Here is a 19,070-nt window from a genome sequence, read left to right as displayed (position 1 = left end):
GGGCTCAGGTCAGTACGTCATCGGTGAGTAGGTCATTCCGAGCTCGCGCGAGATGAGCATCCGCTGCACCTCGGACGTGCCCTCGCCGATCTCCAGGATCTTGCTGTCGCGCCAGAACCGGGCCACGGGGAACTCGTTCATGAAGCCGTAGCCGCCGTGGATCTGCGTCGCCTCGCGCGCGTTGGTCACGGCCGTCTCGGAGGAGTGCAGCTTGGCGATCGCCGCCTCCTTCTTGAAGGGCTCACCCGCCAGCATCCGGCTGGCCGCGTGGTACCAGGCCAGACGCGACGTGTGCGCCCGCATCTCCATGTCGGCGATCTTGAACTGGATCGCCTGGTTGGCGCCGATCGGGCGGCCGAAGGCCCGGCGCTCGGCGGCGTAGCGCAGCGACTCGTCTACGCAGCCCTGGGCCAGACCGGTGGCCAGAGCGGCAATGGCGATCCGCCCCTCGTCGAGGATCCGCAGGAACTGGGCGTAGCCCCGGCCCTGCTCGCCGAGCAGGTTGGCCGCGGGCACCCGGCAGTCGGCGAAGGAGAGCTCGCGGGTGTCGGAGGCGTTCCAGCCGACCTTCGAGTACTTCTTGGAGACGGTGAAGCCCGGCGTCCCCGTGGGCACGATGATGGTGGAGATGGACCGCGTCGGCGAGGAATCGCTCGAATCTTCGCTCGAAGGAGTGAGCGCGGCCACGGTCACCAGACCGGTGATGTCGGTGCCGGCGTTGGTGATGAAGCACTTCGAGCCGTTGATCACCCACTCGTCGGTGGCCTCGTCGTACCGGGCCGTCGTCCGGGTGGCGCCGGCGTCGGAGCCACCCTCCGGCTCGGTGAGGCCGAAGGCGCCCAGCATCTCGCCCGAGCAGAGCTTCGGCAGCCAGGTGCGCTTCTGCTCCTCGGTGCCGAACCGGTAGATCGGCATCGCTCCCAGCGAGACGGCCGCCTCCAGGGTGATCGCCACCGAGGAGTCGACCCGGGCGAGCTCCTCCAGCACCAGGCAGAGCGCGAAGTAGTCGCCGCCCATGCCGCCGAACTCCTCCGGGAAGGGCAGCCCGAACAGGCCCATCCGGCCCATCTCGCGGACGATCTCGTAGGGGAACTCGTTCTGCTCGTAGTAGTCGCCGATCTTGGGGGCGACCACGTCCTGGGCGAACTCGCGGACGGTGCGCCGCAGTTCTTCGTGCTCGGGGTCGAGACGGTGGTCCAGCATGATGACGGTCTCCTGAGGGTGGGGAGGCGTGAGGGACGAGACGAGTGCCGTCGGCGGTCGGATTCACCGCAGTGCGGCAGCGGACGAGGGTCGACTCAGCCGGAGCCGACCAGTGCGCGGACGGCTCGGGACGGGCTGGGCCTGCCCAGTCGGCCGGCCAGCCACTGGCTCGTGGCGGCGAGGGCGGCCAGGTCGACGCCGGTCTCGATGCCGAGGCCCTGCAGCATCCAGAGCAGGTCCTCGGTGGCGAGGTTGCCGGTGGCGCTCTTGGCGTAGGGGCAGCCGCCGAGGCCCCCGGCCGACGCGTCGACCACGCTGACTCCGCAGCGCAGTGCGGTCAGAGTGTTCGCCAGCGCCTGCCCGTAGGTGTCATGGAAGTGGACGGCCAGCAGCTCCGGGCCGATGCCCGCGCCGGCGAAGGCCGCGAGCAGGGCTTCGACCTGGCCGGGCGTGCCGGTTCCGATGGTGTCGCCCAGGCTCAGCTCGGTGCAGCCCTGTTCCAGCAGGGCCTGGCCCACGGCGACGACCTGATCGGTCGGGACCGGGCCCTCCCACGGGTCACCGAAGCACATGGAGAGGTAGCCGCGGACAGCCACTCCGGCCTCGGTCGCCCGGCGGACCACCGGCGCGAACATCTCCAGGGACTCGGCCACCGAACGGTTCAGGTTTCGCTGCGCGAAGGTCTGGGTGGCGCTCGCGAAGACGGCGATGTCGGTGGCGCCCAGAGCCAGCGCACGGTCCAGGCCGCGCTCGTTGGGCACCAGAACCGGCAGCCGCAGCCCCGGATATTCCCCGGGCAGCCCCGCGAGGCGCGGGAAGAGCTCCTCCGCGTCCGCGAGTTGGGGCACCCACTTGGGGTGGACGAAGCTCGTCGCCTCGATGGTGCGCAGCCCGGCCCCGGCGAGCCGGGCGATGAACTCGGCCTTGACCTCGACCGGCAGTGCCACGGACTCGTTCTGCAGCCCGTCGCGCGGCCCCACCTCATGGATCCGCACCCGCGCGGGCAATCCGTCCGAGCGCACCGGAGCGGGCAGGCCCAGCTCCAGCACGGTGGGTTCGTGATCGGTCATCACCACTCCTCAGGATTCCGTGTTCTCGGCGAGCGGGGCGATCACGGCGAGCAGTTCGTCCATCGCAACCGTGCCGCCGGGCACGACCTTGAGCTGCTGCACCGTGCCGTCGTGCGGTGCGGTGATGACGTGCTCCATCTTCATCGCCTCCAGCACGAGCACGGCCTGACCGCGCTTCACCTGGTCGCCGACGGAGGCCTTGACGAGCGTGACCGTCCCGGGCATCGGCGCGGTGAGCGTGCCGCCGTGGGCGCCGGCCGCGCCGAAGGACAGGTCGGCGAGCGGGTCGTGGACGTGGCAGGCCCAGCTGTCTCCGTCGCGGGCCAGCCAGATCGTGCCGTCGCCGTTCCTGGCGCCCTCGACGCCGCAGGCGAAGCCGCGGGTGATGCCGGCGACGGTGACCGTCAGCCGACCCGCCCCGTGCTCCAACTCGGCCCGCGCCTCGGCCCGCACGACCGGGCCTTCGCCGACACGGGCCTCGAAGCCGCCGCCCCGGTACGGTCGGACCAGGACGAGAACCGGGTCGGTGCCGGGGAGTCGCAGGTGATGCCGGGCCCAAGCCGGGGTGCCGCCGACGCGCCAGCCGGTCGGCCGGTCGAAGGGGTCCACCCAGCCGGAGCCTGCCGCGCCCGCGCCCGCGTCGTCGGCGCCGGTGGCGGGCGCGAGCGCGAGCTGCCTGAGTAGGGCGGCAGCGAGCAGCGGCAGGTTATCCACAGGCTCGACGGAGTCGGCTTGGCTCTTGTCATCGGTCGGGGTTAGCGTCAGCTCCGGGTGGCGCTCGACCAGACCGGTGTCGAGACGACCCGCGACGACGTCGGGATGAGCGAGTAGCCGGCGCAGGTAGCCGGCATTGGTGACGACCCCGAGCACGACCGTCTCCGCAAGGGCGGCGCGCAGCCTGCGCAGGGCGGTGGCCCGGTCGGGGCCGTATGAGATGACCTTGGACAGCATCGGGTCGTAGCTGCTGCCGACGACCAGGCCGGGGGCCAGTCCGGAGTCGACCCGGACCCCTTCCCCTTCCGGCTCACGCAGCAAGAGGACCTGCCCTCCGGAGGGCAGGAACCCACGGCTGGGGTCCTCGGCGCAGATGCGCGCCTCGATGGCGTGTCCCGTGAGAGTGACGTCGTGCTGGGCGAAGGGGAGCACTTCGCCCGCGGCAACGCGGAGTTGCCACTCCACCAGGTCCAGGCCGGTGACGAGTTCGGTCACCGGGTGCTCCACCTGGAGCCTGGTGTTCATCTCCATGAAGAAATGGGAGGAGGGATCGCCGCTGGGGACGATGAATTCGACGGTGCCTGCGCCCGTGTAGCCGCAGGACTTCGCCGCACGCACGGCGGCGGCACCCATCTGGGCGCGGGTGGCTTCGTCGAGGAGCACGGAAGGGGCTTCCTCGATCAGCTTCTGGTGGCGCCGCTGGAGGCTGCACTCGCGCTCGCCCAGGTGGACGACGTTGCCGTGCGCGTCGGCGAGGATCTGGATCTCGATGTGTCGGGGGCGGTCGATCCACCGCTCCAGCAACAGGGTGTCGTCGCCGAACGAGGTGCGGGCCTCGCGCCTCGCGGCGGCGATCTCCTCGGGCAGCCGCGCCGCGTCGTGGACCAGGCGCATGCCCTTTCCTCCGCCGCCGGCGGAGGGCTTGAGCAGCACCGGCAGGCCGATCTCGGCGGCCGCCGCGAGCAGTGCGGCGTCGTCCAACTCGTCGCCGCTGCTGCCGGGGACGACGGGCACGCCGGCGGCCTGGACGGCCTCCTTGGCGTGGATCTTGTCGCCCATCAGCTCGATCGCCTCGGCGGGCGGGCCGATGAAGACCAGTCCGGCCTCGGCACAGGAACGGGCGAAGGCCGCGTTCTCGGCCAGGAACCCGTAGCCGGGGTGCACGGCCTCGGCTCCGGCACGCCTCGCGGCGGCGACGAGTTCGGCGCCGTCGAGGTAACTGTCGATCAGTACAGCGGTGTCGGCCGCCCGGACGTGCGGCGCCCCGGCGTCGGCGGCGCTGTGCACGGCGACGGACCGCATGCCCAGGCGCCTCAGCGTGCGGATGACCCGAACCGCGATCTCGCCGCGGTTGGCCACCAGAACACTCTCGAACATAGGCACAGGAGGTGACCTCTCGTCATGTCACATGCGGAAGACGCCGTACGGGCGCGGCTCGGGCAGGGGGGCGTTGGCACAGGCGCTCAGCGCGAGGCCGAGCACGGTGCGGGTGTCCATCGGGTCGATCACGCCGTCGTCCCAGAGCCGGGCCGTGGCGTAGTAGGCGTTGCCCTGGCGCTCGTACTGCTCGCGCACCGGGCGGCGGAACTCCTCCTCCGCCTCGGCGGGCCACTCCTCGCCGCGCGCCTGGTACTGGTCGCGGCGCACGGTGGCCAGCACGGAGGCGGCCTGCTCGCCGCCCATCACGGAGATCTTGGCGCCGGGCCACATCCACAGGAAGCGAGGGGAGTAGGCCCGCCCGCACATCGAGTAGTTGCCTGCGCCGTACGAGCCGCCGACCACCACGGTGAGCTTGGGCACGCGGGTGGTGGCCACGGCGGTGACCATCTTGGCTCCGTGCTTGGCGATGCCGCCCGCCTCGTACTTCTGGCCGACCATGAAGCCGGAGATGTTCTGCAGGAAGAGCAGCGGGATGCCGCGCTGGTCGCAGAGCTCGATGAAGTGCGCGCCCTTGAGAGCCGACTCGGCGAAGAGGATGCCGTTGTTGGCCACGATCCCCACCGGGTGGCCGTGGATCCGGGCGAAGCCCGTGACCAGGGTCTGGCCGTACTCGGCCTTGAACTCCGCGAAACGGCTGCCGTCCACCACCCGGGCGATGACCTCGCGCACGTCGTACGGCGTGCGCGGGTCTACCGGCACGGCGCCGTAGAGGCCGGCCGGGTCCACGCTCGGCTCCTCGACCGGCTCGACCCCCCACGGCCGCGCCGCACGCGGGCCGAGCCCGGCGACGGCAGTGCGCAGGATGGCCAGCGCGTGAGTGTCGTTCTCAGCCAGGTGGTCCGTCACGCCGGAGGTGCGGGAGTGCAGTTCGCCGCCGCCGAGCTCTTCGGCGGTGACGACCTCGCCCGTCGCCGCCTTCACGAGTGGCGGTCCGCCGAGGAAGATCGTCCCCTGGTTGCGCACGATCACGGCTTGGTCGCTCATGGCCGGGACATAGGCGCCGCCCGCCGTGCAGGAGCCCAGCACGGCCGCCAGCTGCGGGATGCCGGCGGCGGAGAGGCGTGCCTGGTTGTAGAAGATCCGGCCGAAGTGGTCCCGGTCGGGGAAGACCTCGTCCTGCATCGGCAGGAAGGCGCCGCCCGAGTCGACCAGGTAGACGCAGGGCAGTCGGTTGTCGAGGGCGATCTCCTGCGCCCGCAGGTGCTTCTTGACCGTCATCGGGTAATAGGTGCCGCCCTTGACGGTGGCGTCGTTCGCCACGACGACGACCTCGCGCCCGGCCACCCGCCCGATACCGGCGATCACACCCGCAGCGGGGGCGTCCCCGCCGTAGAGGCCGTCGGCGGCGAGCGGCGACAGCTCCAGGAAGGGGGAGCCGGCGTCCAGAAGCGTGTCGACCCGCTCGCGCGGCAGCAGCTTGCCGCGCGAGGTATGGCGCTCCCGGGCCCGCGCGCCACCGCCCTCGGCGGCTGCGGCCAGCTTGGCCCGCAGCTCGTCGGTCAGCGACTGGTGGGCCGCGACATTGGCCCGGAAGGTTGCCGAGGTCGGGTCCGCCGCGCTCTCCAGCCGGGGTGCGGCCGCGGGGGCCTGCGGGCCCGGCGGAAAACCGGTGGGGAGGGGAGCAGCTGCCATCGCCAAGAGCTCCTTTGCTCCAGCTTGCGCCAGTGAACGAGCGTTAACTTATCGCCCTCAGGTTAACGCCGCCTAACAGCTCTGTCTACGATGGCCCAATGGCAAAGCCGTCGAGTCCGTCCAGCCCTCCGACTGAGAATCCCCGCCGTGCCCAGATCCGTCGCGAAGCCGCGCGGCTCTTCGCCGAGCGTGGCTTCCTCGGCGTGGGCGTGGACGAGATCGGGCGCGCCGTCGGCATCAGCGGTCCCGGCCTCTACCGGCACTTCGCCGGCAAGGACGCGATGCTGGCCGACCTGCTGGTCGGGATCAGCGAGCGGCTGCTGGAGCAGGGCCGCAGCCGGGTGGACGCGGCGGCCGGGCCGAGGGAGGCGCTGGACTCGCTGCTCCAGTGCCATGTCGACTTCGCCCTGGACGAGAGCGCGCTCATCACGCTGCACGACCGGGAACTGCTCAATCTGCCGGATCCCGAGCGCCGCCGGGTCCGCAGCCTTCAGCGCCAGTACGTCGAACTGTGGGTCGACGTTGCCCAGCAGGTCTTCCCCGGGCTCGGGGCGGAGGCCCGCCCGGCCGTCCACGCCGTCTTCGGCCTGCTGAACTCCACTCCGCACTCCACCCCGCACGGCGCCACGGCCGGTCTCGGCGATCCGGGTCATCCCGACGGCCGCGCGGCGATGGCGGCCCTGCTCCACCGGCTCGCCCTGGGCGCGCTGGCGGCGGCGGCGTCGGCGAAGTAGCGGCTTCCGCCCGCACTCCGGCTTCCGCCCGCCCCCGCTTCCGCCTGCGCCCGCGCCCCGCTTCCGCCCGCACCCGCGTCCCGGCCTCGTCCGCGCTCGGTCGCAAGGCCTACGACCAAGGCCGCGCACGGCTGGGGCCCGCGCCTGGTGCGGTCGGGAACAGCGCGAGCCACTCTGGTGCTGACCCAGTTGGCATCCGGCGCACGGGAGGACGCACGATGGCAGAGAAGGATCTCGCCGGCCTCATCGCAGGCTCGCGTCATGGGGCGGTGGTCACGCTCAAGCGGGACGGGCGCCCGCAGCTTTCCAATGTCAGCTTCGTCTTCGACTCGGACGTCGGCGGTCGCGGCCTGATCCGCTTCTCCACGACGGCCGATCGGGCCAAGGTCGCGAACCTGCGCCGCGATCCCCGGGTGAGCTTCTACGTGACCCGCCCCGACTTCGGCGGCTACGCCGTGGTCGAGGGGACGGCCGAGCTGACTCCCGTCTCCGCCGCACCCGACGACGCGACGGTCGAGGAGTTGGTGGACGTCTATCGGCGGATCGCCGGCGAGCATCCGGACTGGGACGAGTACCGCGCGGCCATGGTGGCCGACCGCCGTCTGGTCGTCCGGATCGCGGTGGAGCGCAGCTATGGCTGGGGCGGCTGGTGATCGCCTCCACCGGGTGGCCGAGGGCTCGGCGAGCGCCTCGATGTAAGTCCCATTACGGGCATGGACAGCTGACCGACGAGAAGATTAGTATCGCTAAATATGTCTCAGGCTCATAAGTCTCCGGGGGAAGCCGCAGCCCCCTCGACCGGGTCCCGGCCCGGATGGGTGCGTCGGCTGAGCGGTTACGCCTGGCGCTACCGCGGCAACGTACTGCTGTCCTTCGGCGCCTCGCTGCTCGGCATGGCCATCAGCGCGCTGGTGCCGCTCATTCCCCGGCACATCATCGACGACGTCATCACGACCCACAGCAGTCCGCTCGCGCCCTGGGCCATCGCCCTGGTCGCGGCGGCCGTTCTGGTCTTCCTGCTGACCTTGGTACGCCGTTACTGGGGTGGCCGACTGGCCATGGACGTCCAGCACGACATGCGGCAGGACCTCTTCGACTCGCTGACCCGCCTCGACGGCGCCAAGCAGGACAGCCTGGACACCGGGCAGGTCGTCGGCCGGGCCACCTCCGATCTGCAGATGATCGTCGGGATGCTCTCGATGCTGCCGATGATGACCGGCAATATCCTGATGTTCCTGACCTCCCTCGTGGTGATGTTCTTCCTGTCACCGATGCTGACGCTGATCGCGCTGGCGATGGCCCCCGCGCTCTGGTGGTTCGCGCAGCTGAGCCGCAAGCGGCTCTTCCCGGCCACCTGGTCCGCGCAGCAGGAGGCCGGCCGGGTCGCCGGGGTCGTCGACGGAGCGGTCTCCGGTGTCCGCGTGGTCAAGGGCTTCGGGCAGGAGGAGCAGGAGCTCGGCCGGCTGGAGTCCACCAGCCGCCGCCTCTACGCCAAGCGTCTGCGCGGCATCCGGCTCAGCGCCCGCTACAGCCCCGCGATGCAGGCCATCCCCGCGCTCGGCCAGGTGGCCGTGCTGGCGCTCGGCGGATGGCTGGCAGTCCGCGGCCAGGTCTCCCTGGGCACCTTCGTCGCCTTCTCCACCTATATCGCGCAGATGACTGGCCCCGTCCGGATGCTCACCATGCTGCTGACCGTGGGCCAGCAGGCCCGCGCCAGCGTGGAGCGGGTGCTCCAGCTGATCGACGAGCGCCCCGTGATCAAGGAGAGCGCCTCCGCGATCGACCTCGAACTCGACGAACTCGAAGACCTCAACGGTCTCAAGGGTCTCGACGAACTGGACGAGCTCGACGGGCTGGACGAGCTCGACCGGGACGCGGCGGGGCGCGGCGCCGAGCCGGTCCCTGCCGTCTCGTTCGAGGACGTGGACTTCGGCTACGCCTCCTCCGCCGAGCCCGTGCTGCGCGGGCTGAACCTCAGCCTGCGGGCCGGGGAGACGGTCGCACTGGTCGGCTCCTCCGGCTCCGGCAAGTCGACGGTCGGGATGCTGGTCCCGCGCTTCTACGACGTCACCGCCGGCGCCGTCCGGGTGCACGGCCACGACGTCCGCGACCTGACGCTGCGTTCGCTGCGCGCCGCGATCGGCATCGTCCCCGAGGACAGCTTCCTCTTCTCGGAGTCGGTGCGCACCAACATCGCCTACGGTCGTCCCGACGCCACGGACGAGGAGGTCGTGGCCGCCGCGCGCGCCGCGCAGGCCGACGGCTTCATCGGTGAACTGCCCGACGGCTACGAGACGGTCGTCGGCGAACAGGGGCTCACCCTCTCGGGCGGCCAGCGCCAACGCGTCGCGCTGGCCCGCGCGATCCTCGCGGACCCGCGCATCCTTCTGCTGGACGACGCGACCTCGGCTGTCGACGCCCAGGTCGAGGCCGAGATCCACGAGGCCCTGCGCACCGTGATGGCCGGCCGCACCACGTTGCTCATCGCCCACCGCCGCTCCACCCTCCAGCTCGCCGACCGGATCGGCGTGCTGGAGCGCGGGCACCTGGTCGACATCGGCACCCACGCGGAGCTCGAAGCCCGCTGCCCGCTCTACCGGTCACTGCTCACCGACCCCGACGCGATGGCCGGGGACGTCCGCCAGGCCGACCCGGCGGCCCAGCTGCTGACCGACTCGCTCCTCGCCGCCGAGTTGGAGGACGCGGAGCGCCGCGTCGCCGAGCTGGACGCCGAAGCGGCCGCTGACGCCGAGCAGCGCCCCGATGGTGTCACCCCCGGGCTCTGGGACCGCGAGCGTCACCCCGAGCTCGATCCGGACGCGCCGGCCCCGGCCGGCCAGGCCGGCGGCGCGGGCGGTCACCCCGGTGGCCCCGGCGGCATGCACGCCACCATGGGCAGCATGGCGGCCACGCCCGAACTGCTGGCCAAGGTCGCCGCGCTACCCCCGGCCGACGAGACCCCGGCGGTCCCGCTGGACCAGGCCCGCACGCCCGATCCCGGCTTCAACCTCCGCCGGATGCTGGCACCGTTCAAGGGGCCGCTGCTGCTGGCCCTGCTGTTGGTCGCCCTCGACGCGCTGGCCGCGCTGGCCCTGCCGATCCTGATCCGGCACGGCATCGACGACGGCGTCACCAAGGCCGCGGGCGGCGCGGTCGCCGTAGTGTCGGTCATCGCCCTGCTGATCGTCCTGGCCGACTGGGGCGTCCAGATGGCCGAGACCCAGGTCAGCGGGCGCACCGGCGAGCGCATCCTCTACGGCCTGCGCGTCAAGATCTTCGCGCACCTGCAGCGCCTCGGTCTGGACTACTACGAGCGGGAGCTCGGCGGCCGGATCATGACCCGGATGACCACCGACGTCGACGCGCTCACCTCCTTCCTGCAGACCGGCGTCGTCACGGCGGTCGTCAGCCTGCTCACCTTCGGCGGCATCTTCGTGGTGCTGCTGGTGCTGGACGCGGGCCTGGCGCTCTACGTCTTCGCGGTGCTGCCGGTGCTGATCCTGGCGACGCTCGTGTTCCGGGCCAAGTCGTCCAAGGTCTACAAGCTGAGCCGGGAGAAGGTCAGCACGGTCAACGCCGACCTGCAGGAGAACGTCGCCGGGATGCGCATCGTGCAGGCCTTCCTACGCGAGGAGCACAACCGCGACCGCTTCGCCGAGCGCAGCGACGAGTACCGGCGCACCAGGGTCCGGGCGCAGCTGTACATCTCGCTCTACTTCCCGTTCGTGCAGCTGCTCTCCAGCGTCGCGGCGGCGCTGGTCCTGATCGTCGGCGCCAACCGGGTCACCGCGGGGACGCTGACCACGGGCGCACTGGTCGCGTACCTCCTCTACATCGACCTGTTCTTCTCCCCGGTGCAGCAGCTCTCGCAGGTGTTCGACGGCTACCAGCAGGCGGCGGTCGGCCTCACCCGGATCCGCGAGCTGCTGCGCACCCCGACGTCCACGCCGCAGGCCGCGCGTCCGGCGGAGGTCGGCAGGCTCCGCGGCGAGGTCCACTTCGACGACGTCCACTTCGCCTACAACGCGGCGCTCGCGGCCACATCGGATCCGGAGAGCGACCAGGCGGGCACGGCGACCACCGCAGCGGCGGGCGTCGCGCCGGCCCGCAAGCCCGAGGCCATCACCGCCGTGGAGCTGCGGATACCGGCCGGCCAGACGGTCGCGCTGGTCGGCGAGACCGGTGCCGGGAAGTCGACGCTGGTCAAGCTGTTGGCCCGGTTCTACGACGTGACCGGCGGCACGGTCAGGGTGGACGGCCGCGACGTGCGCGAGCTCGACCTGGCCGGATACCGACACCGGCTCGGCGTGGTGCCGCAGGAGGCGTACCTCTTCGCGGGCACCATCCGCAACGCCATCGCCTACGGCCGACCGGACGCGAGCGACGCTGAGGTCGAGGCGGCCGCGCGCGCCGTGGGCGCGCACGAGATGATCGCCCGCCTGGACGGCGGCTACCTCTACCGCGTCAGCGAACGCGGCCGGAACCTGTCGGCGGGTCAGCGGCAGCTGATCGCGCTCGCCCGCGCCGAGCTGGTCGACCCGGACCTGCTGCTGTTGGACGAGGCGACGGCCGCGCTCGACCTGGCCACGGAGGCGGCGGTCAACCGCGCCGCCGACCGGCTGGCACGGCACGGCGGCAAGCGGCGCACGACGGTGGTGATCGCGCACCGGCTCAGTACGGCGGCGCGCGCCGACCGGGTGGTGGTCATGGACCACGGCCGGATCGTGGAGGACGGCACCCACGTCGAGCTGTTGCGCGCGGGCGGCGCGTACGCGCGGCTGTGGCGTGCCTTCGTGGGCGAGGAGGAGGCGACGGCGGCGGTGCGCTGAGGCGCGGCGGAGCACGGCGAGGGCCGTGGGGACCGGGCGGCGTCGGTCGATGCCAACGGAATGTCAGATTTCGTCTCTATGTCGACGTAGCGGCAACCGGACAACAGAGCGAACAGGTGGCTCAAGGCCATCTGTTGGATCACCTTCCGCTTTGATAGACATTCTCTGCGCACCGCTCAACGGCACCACGGCACGGGGGTAGGGCGCGCCGCACCACCGCCCTGATCCGCCCCCAGCTTCCTCCGAGGCCGCCGTGCTCGCTCTGGTCGCCCTGTTCTGTTCCGGGTACCTGGCCCCCTACCTGCTGCCCAGCCTCGTCGGCCGCCTCGGCACCGACTTCGGGCTCACCCCGACCCAGGCGGGAGGGGTGGGCAGCGGGCTGCTGCTGGCCTCCGCTCTCGCCGGCATCGCGCTCACCGGCCGGGTCTCCCGGCTCGGCCCGGTGCGGGTGGCCCGGACCGCCCTCGTGGTGCTCGCCATCGGCTTCGGCCTGGCGGCGGTGACCCACGCGCTGCCGCTGCTGCTGCTCGGCTGTGTGCTGGGTGGGGCGGGCTCCGGCGCGGCGACGGCGGTCGCCGCCTCCGTGCTGGCCCGGCGCAGCGATCCGCATCGGGTATCGGTGGTCGGGCTGCTGGTGACCTCCGGCCTGGCGAGCGCCATCTTCCTGACCCTGCCGCATCTCAGCAGTGGCCACGGCCTGGCGTTCGCCTCCATCGCGGTGACCGGCGCGCTCGCGCTGCCGGCGATGCGAGGTCTTCCCGGCGGGGTCGGCAGCGGCGTCGGTGACGGCGTAGGGGCGGCGGCCGGGCGGCGGCCTTCGGGAGGGCGCGCGTCGTTGCCGCTGCCGCGTCTGAGGTCAGGCATCACCCTTGCGGTCTGCCTCATGCTCTGGTCGCTGACGCAGAACGCGCTGTGGGGAGTGAGCGGCAGGATCGGCCTGGACCGGGCGGGCCTGACCGAGGCGGTCCTCGGCGCGGTCTTCGCGGTGGCGCTCGGGGCAGGCCTCATCGGCACCCTCGGCGCAGGCCTGGTCGGCTCGCGCTTCGGACCGGCCCTCCCGATCGGCGCGGGCACGCTCGCGATAGCCGGCTGCGTCCTGCTGACCGGTGGTGCGCACGGAGCCGCGTCCTTCGCGGTCGGCGAGATCGCCTGGAACGCGGTCTACCCGTTCGTGCTGAGCTACCTCCTCGGCCTAGCCGCCTCCCTGGACCGGGAGGGCCGCTGGGGTGTGCTCGCCGGTTCCGCCTCCTCGATCGGGGTCGCCTGCGGCCCGCTGGCCGGCACACTGCTTGCGTCAAACGCCGGCTACCCGGCGATGGGCGCGACCCTCGCCCTGGTCCTCGTCGCGGTGACCGGCCCGCTGGTCGTCGTCGCCCGCGCGGGCTCGGCGGAGCAGCCGGAGTGGCCGGAGCTCGCCGTCCCCGCGCAGTCGCGCGAGCAGGGTGGCGCCGCCCACGACACCGTGACCGGCGCGTCCAACGCGGCGGCGGCGTAAGGGAGTCACGGGCCGGCGACGATCCTTCGGGGACGTCAGGGCTCACCCGCGCCCGCGGCCCCGGGCGGGAACCCGCAGGCCGACCCGTGCCGCACCCGCGACGAACGGGTCCCTGGGCCGCGGGCAGGGCGGCGCGCGGCGTGCCTACGGGGGCGCCCGGCACCGCGAGGCCGCGCGCGACCTCTGCCTCGCGACGACGACCGGGACGTGTCCACCGTCTCGGACGACCGGGGCGGCGCGGCGCGCGAACGCACCCACACACGTGACCGGGCCCGGTTCCGGAGCGGCGCGGAGCCCACGCCGGAACTACTCCGGCAGTTGCAGGACCTCGACGCGGCGCCGGCCCGGGCCGGCGGGCGGGGGACCGGTGAACGCGTCGCCGGGCGAGCGCGGCGGGACCACCTTCTCCGAGGCGTCGACGCGGGCGGTGACCGCCCGCCACCACAGGGCGAAGGGGACGCCGCCGTTCTCCTCCTCGACACGGCGCCGCGCGGCCTCGGCCCAGACGATCCGGCGGACGGTCCACTCGGCGCGCAGCCGCAGCAGTTCGCGGTCCAGCTCCTGGGCGCCGAAGCGGTCGGGGGAGACGAAGTCGGCAGGGGCGGCCGTGGCCTCTCCGTCCCAGCGGAAGACGGTGAGCTCGACCAGGCCGGGCCCCTGCTCGGGATCGAGCTCGCGCAAGGACCATCCCCAGACGGGTTCAATACCCTGACCGGCGAACCGGCCCCTGATCTCCAGCCAGCGGCGGGCCGCCGCCTGGGACTCCAGCCTGCGCTCGATCTCGCAGTGGATCGGCCAGTACGCGGTGGTGGCGGCGCGGACGGCTGCGGCGTAGTCACCGGCGGCGACGAGGAATTCGGTCTCGGCGGCGTGCGCGGCGCGGCGTCGGGGTCCCGGCAGCAGCCGCCCGGCTGCCCGCTGGGCCCGCCGCTCGGCGGCGCCGAGCGCCGCCCCCGCGCTCTGGACCACGGCAAGGTAGCGACCGGCGGCAGCGCGCCAGGCGTCCCACTCGACCCGGTCGACGGGAATCCACCCGTCCACCCGCTGCGCCTCGCCGTCCTCCGCGACCAGCGCCAGCATCCTCGGCTCGGCGACGGTGACGCCGTCCCGCGCGGGATCCTCCAACCGAGCTGCCAGCACCCACAGATCGCCGATCATCCCACCACCACCCCGCGCCGTCTTCCTCCGGAGGGAACTACCCACTCACACCTCCTGCTAGTGCCACGCCCGCCAACGTCCTGCCGCGACTCCTCGCGAATCGGCACCCCACCCGCGCCCGCCGATCCCCACCCTCCGCCCCCAGCCCGCGGCCCCGGGCCCTGTTCCCGGCCCGGGCCTCCAGCCTCCGGCTCCGGGCGACGGCACGGCCCTGGGGTGCGGGCTCCGTCCCCTGCTCGGGCTGAGGCGCCAGCCTCCAGCCTCCGGCTCCTCCGGCTCCTCCGGCTCCGGCTCAGGGCGACGGCACGGCCCTGCGGTGCGGGCTCCGTCCCCTGCCCGGGCTGAGGCGCCAGCCTCCAGCCTCCGGCTCCTCCGGCTCCGGCTCAACGTTGCGGCACGGCCCTGCGGCGCGGTCTCCGTCCCCTGCCCGGGCTGAGTCCCCAGCCTCCAGCTCAAAGTCACGGCGCCGCCCTCCGTCCCTGGCCACGGCCTCCTGCGCGGCCTCAGTCCCCGGCCTCCGTTCCCGGCATCCCCCGGCCTCGTCGCCCGCCCCGTCCTCGTCCCCGCCCCGCCTCGTCCCCGCCCCGTTCCCGGCCTCCGGCCGGTGACGTGCCGGAGCGCCTGCCGCTCAGGGAGCGGGAGGCGCCGGGCCGGTGCGGGTGGGTGGGTCAGGACTGGGCGGCCGGCCAGGCCGCGGCGCGGAGGCCGCGCTGGGAGGCGGCCCAGGCGGCGCCGAGGGCGAGGCCGCCGGCGAGGGTCAGGACCGCGCCCGTGCCGCCGAGCAACTGGAGCAGCAGGCCCACCGAGCCGGTGCCGAGCGGGATGCCCAGCCCCACCACCGTCATCGTCGCCGTGATCGTGCGTCCCCGCTGGGCGTCCGGGACCTGGCGGAAGATCAGGACGTCCAGCAGCACGCTCAGCGTGGGGATGCCCAGCATGCCGACCACCAGCAGCGCTGCCGTCAACCACGGCCCGTGCACGAAGCCGAGGGCGGCGAAGACCGGGGCTTCGGCTGCGACGACACCGATCAGCAGCGTGCCGGGACGGAAGCGCCGGTGCAGGAAGCCGACCAGGCTCGCACCCGCCAGAGCCCCGAGTGCCGTACCCGTCAGCGCCGCACCGATGGCCCAGGCGGCGGTGCCCTGCTCGCGGAGCCGGTAGATGACCGCGAGGCTCAGCGGCGCGCCGCAGGCGTTCAGGACGGTGACCAGGAGCAGCGCCGCCCGCAGGGCCGGCTCGCGCCACAACGCCCGGATGCCGTCGAAGACCGTGCGGAAGTCGGCGGACGGGTCGGACTCGGTGCGCTGCTGCGGGCGGACGATCAGGGCGCAGACCAGCGAGAGCGCGAAGCCGAACGCGCTGAACACGAACGGAAGGGCCCGGCTCAACCCGTAGAGCAGGCCGCCGAGCGGCGGGCCGGCAAGTTCGGCGATGCCGACCCGGAGCTCGTCCTGGGTGAGGGCGGCCGTCAGTTGCTCAGGGTCGACCACCGCGCGGACCAGCAGCATGCGCGCCGCGCCGCCGAGTGGCTGGGCCGCACCGAGGACGAGCGCGACGACCATCAACTGAACGAGCGTCAGCGCGCCGAGCAGGAAGGCGACGGCGACCGACGCGGTCGCGGCGACCCGCATCGTCTCCGTGGCGATCAGCACGCGTCGCCGGTCCAGCCGGTCGAGCAGCACACCCGCGGGCAGTCCGCACAGCACCGTCGCCGTCGCCTGCAGCAGACCGAAGAGGCCGGCCCAGGCGGCCGATCCGGTCAGCGCCAGGATCGCCAGGGGGTAGGCGACGTCAGCGGCGGCCACACCGGTGAGCGAGGCGGCGGAGCCGACCCAGAGGAGCTGGTACCGCCAGTTGCGCCTGAGCGGAGGCAGCGGCGGGGTCGCGGTGGTGGTGTTGATCTCCACTGCGGACTCGCTCACGGTCTCGGTCGCCGTCTCGGTCATGGCAGTTCCTCCCCGATGCGTAAACGTTCTCGAAAGAATTGACGTTCACTCTCACGTGAATGATGGCGCATCGGTGAGCGCCTGGCAAGATGGAGAGATGGACGCAGTGAAGGACGAAGGCACCGAGGCGCGCGTGGGCGTGCGGATGGTGGATGACGTGGAGACGCTCAAAGCGCTCTCCGACCCGCTCCGGCTGAGCATCCTGCGGCTGATGATGGACGGCTCCGCCGAGCCGCGGGCCTGGACGGCGAAGGAGCTCGCGGGCGGGCTGGGCGAGCCGCAGACCAAGCTCTACCGGCACCTCAAGCACCTCGAGGAGGTCGGCCTGATCAAGGTCGCGGAGACCCGGCTGGTCTCCGGGATCGTCGAGCAGCGCTATGTCGGCGCGCAGCGCCATCTTGAGCTGAGCCGTACGTTCCTCGCTTCGGCCCCCGCCGACGAGGAGGGCGACACCCGGCGGAACGCGGTGATCGACATGGTCGGCACGGCGACCACGAGCTTCCTGCGGGACTTCGATTCGGCGGTGCGCTCCGGCAAGGTCGACGTCACGGCGACCGAGTCCGCACGCCGTCCCCTGATGATGGTCGGCGACCTCCGCATGCCCGCAGAACGCGCCGCGGTCTTCCACGAGCGGTTCAGGCAACTAGTCGACGAGGTGAACGCGGAGCCGGCCGATCCCGAAGGTGTCCCGGTCCATCTGTTGGTGGCGCTGTACAGCTTCGACGACTGACCGTGGGCGGGCAGCGGGCCGAGGGTCCGTTGTCACGCGCGTTACGGCTGATTGAGCAGATGGATGCGCTGGCTGATGAGATGCTTGGCGCCTTGTGGCGTGAGCGGCACATTGGAGGGGACGGCGAAGTGACGGGGCGTCGGCGAGCGGTTCTGGCGCAGCAGTACACCGACGTGGCCGAGAGCGCGGAGCGTCGCCTGGACGAGTTGCTGGCGCTGGCCGCCGAGCCGTCCCCGGCGGTCGACTTCGACGCGCTGCGCCGCGACTACACGCCACGCCCGCTCCCACCGGCGGCGGTCTCCGAGCCGCCGCGCTGGGTGGACTACGCACCCGATCCGACCCAGGCCGCCTCCGCCCGGCCGGGGAGCCCGCTGCTCGACGCCGCCTACCAGCAGCGTCTCGCCACCGCACGGCTCGATCACCAGCGGGCGCTGCGCGAGTACCGCGAACAGGAGCGGACACTGCGCGACCGGGCGGAGGAGGTCAGGCTCGGCTACGAGCGTGAGGAGCAGGAGCGCGCCCACGCCGTCCGCTCGTACAACGAGCGGCTGGTCGACTATCGACGCTCCTACGAGGAGGGCGAGCCCGTCGCCGTCGAGTCGGTGCTCGAACGCGCACTGGCCGCGGCCGGCCGACTGCCGGGCCTGGAGGTCCCCGCGCGGGTGGCCTACCGGCCGCTGACCCGTACCGCCGTCGTCGACCTGGTGCTGCCCGGCGTCGGCGTCGTCCCCCCGGCGTTGGCCTTCCGTGTCGCACCGGACGAGGCGGAGGGGGGCGTGGAGCCGGTCCCGCGCCCGCGCGAGGAGTGCGTCGCGCGCTACCTGCTGCTCGTCGCACGCCTTGCCCTGCGCGCACTGGACGCGCTGCTGGCGGCGGACACCGAATCGCATCTCGACGGAATAGTGCTGAACGGACGTGTGGTCACCGCCGAGGCAGGCGAGTCCGCGCTGCTGAGCGTCGACGCGCGCCGGGTGGACCTCTACGCGCGCACGCTGCTGCCGACGGACCATCAGGACGCGATCGCGCGACTGCGCGAGTTGCCTTGCCGGATCACCGCCGACCCCTACGGCCCCGCGCCGGTCACGCCCTTCGCGGTGGGCGGCGCGATGGCCCCGGTGCCGGAGGAGCTCTCACCCGGCGAGTTCGCGGATCTGGCGTCGGAGCTCTTCGCGGCGATGGGCCTGCCGGACTGGGACGCCCGGCTGCTCGGCCGTGACGGCCTGCTCGCGGTCGCCCACGGCGACGGCGAGACCTTCGCCGAGGAGCCGCACGTGGTCTGCGTGGCGCGGCGCCCGGCGGTGGTGACCGCGGAGGCGGTGCAGAACGTCGCCGAGGTGATGGCGGAGGAGTCCGCGGCCGCCGCCATCTGGGCGACGACGGGGAGCTTCCACCCCCAGGCGGTCATCGCCGCGGCGGAGCGGCCGGGCCTGCGGCTGATAGACGGCGGCGAGTTGCGCGCGCTGATCCGTGAACACCTGGGTGCGGAGCTGGGCGGATAGCCGGCCGGGTGGCGGGGCGCGGATTCTCCCGGCCGGAAGGCGACTTGCCGCGGCGGGATTGGGTGTCACCCTTGAGGCATGGGGTTCCCTTTCATGGATCGTTGGCGACCGCGACGTGATGCCGCGCAGGCGAAGGCCGCGCTCTACCCCGGGGGCGTGGACGACCCCGGCAGCCTCGCCGAGATGCTCGGCGAGTGCGCGCTGCTGCGCGGCCGCGCGGGTGACGCGGGTCTGGAGCTGGACGACACGCCCGACTCGCTCGCCGCCCTCGACCAACTGCCCCCGGTGTGGCGGGAGGACCCGCAGGAGGTGACCGAACTCGGCCACGACGCCGGGCTCTACCTCGGGACGGTGATCGTCTCCTCCATCGCCGGCGCGAGCTGGGTGCTGCTCTCCGACGGGCGGCCGTTCATCCGACTGTCGACGGGGCGGGAGCTCGACGTCACCTCGATCGGCCTCGACTGGGCGACGGACGGCGCCCCGTCCCTCTGGCAGGTCTACTCCGAGGCCGACGAGCGCTGACCGCGCGTCCGTCCGGGTGGTGGGGCTTCGTGGGCCTGGGCGTCGGACCACGATGCGGCCGCGCCAGGGCAAGACCGCTGCGACGCGGTGCTGGCAGC

General features: G+C 72.8%; 13 protein-coding genes. 7 read left to right on the top strand and 6 right to left on the bottom strand.

Features of this window, described 5'->3' with window-relative positions; translation table 11 throughout:
* Nucleotides 1-9: 9 nt before the first annotated feature.
* The 4 genes from ABIA32_RS09315 to ABIA32_RS09300 form a co-directional block, all read right to left on the bottom strand.
* The gene (locus tag ABIA32_RS09315; protein WP_370093517.1) at nt 10-1,200 is read right to left on the bottom strand and encodes an acyl-CoA dehydrogenase family protein; all 1,191 of its coding nucleotides are present in this window, start codon (nt 1,198-1,200) and stop codon (nt 10-12) included.
* Between the two features lie 98 nt (nt 1,201-1,298).
* Nucleotides 1,299-2,273, bottom strand: a complete 975-nt coding sequence (locus tag ABIA32_RS09310) for a hydroxymethylglutaryl-CoA lyase (protein ID WP_370093478.1) — start codon at nt 2,271-2,273, stop codon at nt 1,299-1,301.
* Between the two features lie 9 nt (nt 2,274-2,282).
* Nucleotides 2,283-4,364, bottom strand: coding sequence for a biotin carboxylase N-terminal domain-containing protein (locus ABIA32_RS09305; RefSeq protein WP_370093477.1), 2,082 nt, complete (start codon nt 4,362-4,364; stop codon nt 2,283-2,285).
* 27 nt (nt 4,365-4,391) lie between these two features.
* Nucleotides 4,392-6,059 (bottom strand): carboxyl transferase domain-containing protein, encoded by a 1,668-nt coding sequence (locus tag ABIA32_RS09300; protein WP_370093476.1) that lies wholly within the window; start codon nt 6,057-6,059, stop codon nt 4,392-4,394.
* 98 nt (nt 6,060-6,157) lie between these two features.
* Between ABIA32_RS09300 and ABIA32_RS09295 the strand changes: the two genes are divergently transcribed.
* The 4 genes from ABIA32_RS09295 (at nt 6,158) to ABIA32_RS09280 (ending at nt 13,117) form a co-directional block, all read left to right on the top strand.
* Nucleotides 6,158-6,793 (top strand): TetR/AcrR family transcriptional regulator, encoded by a 636-nt coding sequence (locus ABIA32_RS09295; RefSeq protein ID WP_370093475.1) that lies wholly within the window; start codon nt 6,158-6,160, stop codon nt 6,791-6,793.
* Between the two features lie 218 nt (nt 6,794-7,011).
* Nucleotides 7,012-7,446, top strand: a complete 435-nt coding sequence (locus ABIA32_RS09290; RefSeq protein ID WP_370093473.1) for a PPOX class F420-dependent oxidoreductase — start codon at nt 7,012-7,014, stop codon at nt 7,444-7,446.
* 99 nt (nt 7,447-7,545) lie between these two features.
* The gene (locus ABIA32_RS09285; protein WP_370093471.1) at nt 7,546-11,622 is read left to right on the top strand and encodes an ABC transporter ATP-binding protein; all 4,077 of its coding nucleotides are present in this window, start codon (nt 7,546-7,548) and stop codon (nt 11,620-11,622) included.
* 253 nt (nt 11,623-11,875) lie between these two features.
* On the top strand, nt 11,876-13,117 hold the full coding sequence (locus ABIA32_RS09280; RefSeq protein ID WP_370093469.1) for an MFS transporter: 1,242 nt from the start codon (nt 11,876-11,878) through the stop codon (nt 13,115-13,117).
* Nucleotides 13,118-13,423: 306 nt separating this feature from the next.
* Here the strand turns inward: ABIA32_RS09280 and ABIA32_RS09275 are convergent, their stop codons facing one another.
* Nucleotides 13,424-14,275, bottom strand: a complete 852-nt coding sequence (locus tag ABIA32_RS09275) for a hypothetical protein (RefSeq protein WP_370093467.1) — start codon at nt 14,273-14,275, stop codon at nt 13,424-13,426.
* A 668-nt stretch (nt 14,276-14,943) separates the two neighbouring features.
* Nucleotides 14,944-16,221: an MFS transporter gene (locus ABIA32_RS09270; protein WP_370093465.1), complete on the bottom strand. Its 1,278-nt coding sequence runs from the start codon at nt 16,219-16,221 to the stop codon at nt 14,944-14,946.
* A 97-nt stretch (nt 16,222-16,318) separates the two neighbouring features.
* On the opposite strand from ABIA32_RS09270, the gene ABIA32_RS09265 reads away from it, so the two are divergent.
* The 3 genes from ABIA32_RS09265 to ABIA32_RS09255 all read left to right on the top strand — a co-directional run bounded on the left by ABIA32_RS09265 (nt 16,319) and on the right by ABIA32_RS09255 (nt 18,972).
* Nucleotides 16,319-16,951 (top strand): helix-turn-helix domain-containing protein, encoded by a 633-nt coding sequence (locus ABIA32_RS09265; protein WP_370093463.1) that lies wholly within the window; start codon nt 16,319-16,321, stop codon nt 16,949-16,951.
* Between the two features lie 128 nt (nt 16,952-17,079).
* Nucleotides 17,080-18,450: a restriction endonuclease gene (locus tag ABIA32_RS09260; RefSeq protein ID WP_370093461.1), complete on the top strand. Its 1,371-nt coding sequence runs from the start codon at nt 17,080-17,082 to the stop codon at nt 18,448-18,450.
* 78 nt (nt 18,451-18,528) lie between these two features.
* On the top strand, nt 18,529-18,972 hold the full coding sequence (locus ABIA32_RS09255; RefSeq protein ID WP_370093460.1) for a DUF6278 family protein: 444 nt from the start codon (nt 18,529-18,531) through the stop codon (nt 18,970-18,972).
* Nucleotides 18,973-19,070: the final 98 nt, after the last annotated feature.

Source organism: Streptacidiphilus sp. MAP12-20 (genome assembly GCF_041262525.1).
In the GTDB taxonomy this organism is placed as follows: Bacteria; Actinomycetota; Actinomycetes; order Streptomycetales; family Streptomycetaceae; genus Streptacidiphilus.
This window is presented reverse-complemented; position numbering and strand designations above follow the sequence as displayed.